Here is a 979-nt window from a genome sequence, read left to right as displayed (position 1 = left end):
CTATTCTGATCTGGCGATCGAGACCACCTTGACGCTGGGCCTTGTGTTTGGGCTGCGGCTGACCAGGCAGAAGGCTTGCTGGAATCGGTGCTGCAGCTGATGGGGCAGACGCTCGCTGTCCCGATCATAGCACCCTGAACCGTCGCGTATAGCGCGACAAGTGGGGTCTTCCGCATACTCGTGCAGGGACTGCTTTTCGAGTGTCGCTTGTCCGGTTGGGTCAGGCGGCTGCCAGCAGTCGGCTCCGAATGTGTAGGCGGCGCGCCCGTACATCCGACGCTTGATCATCTTGACGCGGTTGATCTGGCGATCTGGCCTTCGACCGAGCGCTTGCTCCAGGGCCGGGTGATTGCCACCCGGACAGCCTCAATGTCGCGGCCGATGCCTGCTGCAAGGGAGAAATCCGGCTCCACGCACGACGGTTACGATGCGCGAATTCACAATGCCGCGCCGGATCTTCACCGGGAGACTTCCTGTCCACGACTGGGCCTGGTCGACTCTATGAACCTATTCGCACCGTCCGTGATCCTGCAACCTGTCGTAGCCGCCGCAAGCTACATCTTGCACGGGATGCCGACAGCGGCGAGATCACAGCGCGCGGCTGTCGCCATCGTCATTCCCCCTCGAGTCAACGTGGTCGAACTGACCGACGATCGACCTTCGGCCAAAGGGACCAGCATATCGCCGTAATCAGCAGAGACGGCCGGATGAAATGGCAGGCCTCCAATCGCTACGGCATAAATACTCGCTCCGAGACCGGAATAGGCCGATAAAAGTCGATCATCGGGCGGCGTTTGCGGGCCACGGCCTGTTCCGTTCAGCAGACCGAAGTCGCCATCGGCTGCACCGTGTGTAAGCGCTGTTCTCAGGCCACGGCCCTGAGTTCGGGAGCCGGGATGTAGGCCCAGGGCAGCAGGTCGTCGATCTGGCTGTTCGGGTGGCCATTGACGATCCTGGTGAGGACATCGGCGAGATAGCC

General features: G+C 61.6%; 1 protein-coding gene and 3 pseudogenes. 2 read left to right on the top strand and 2 right to left on the bottom strand.

All coding sequences use genetic code 11. The features are described from left to right. Positions 1-146 (top strand): annotated as a pseudogene (locus tag EN846_RS27780) (transposase); the annotation flags it as partial. 74 nt (positions 147-220) lie between these two features. On the opposite strand, the pseudogene EN846_RS35995 reads toward EN846_RS27780, so the two are convergent. Beyond that, positions 221-392: pseudogene (locus EN846_RS35995) on the bottom strand (ISL3 family transposase); the annotation flags it as partial. A 205-nt stretch (positions 393-597) separates the two neighbouring features. On the opposite strand from EN846_RS35995, the pseudogene EN846_RS35990 reads away from it, so the two are divergent. Then, positions 598-845 (top strand): annotated as a pseudogene (locus EN846_RS35990) (IS5/IS1182 family transposase); the annotation flags it as partial. Between the two features lie 20 nt (positions 846-865). Here the strand turns inward: EN846_RS35990 and EN846_RS27775 are convergent. Further along, the coding region (locus tag EN846_RS27775; protein ID WP_135913840.1) for a transposase domain-containing protein at positions 866-979 on the bottom strand (114 nt) is incomplete at its 5' end.

The sequence above is a fragment of the Mesorhizobium sp. M4B.F.Ca.ET.203.01.1.1 genome (assembly GCF_004791025.1).
GTDB classification, from domain to species: domain Bacteria; phylum Pseudomonadota; class Alphaproteobacteria; order Rhizobiales; family Rhizobiaceae; genus Mesorhizobium; species Mesorhizobium abyssinicae.
The sequence above is the reverse complement of the archived record's forward strand: the minus strand, read 5'-3'. Positions and strand labels throughout refer to the sequence as shown.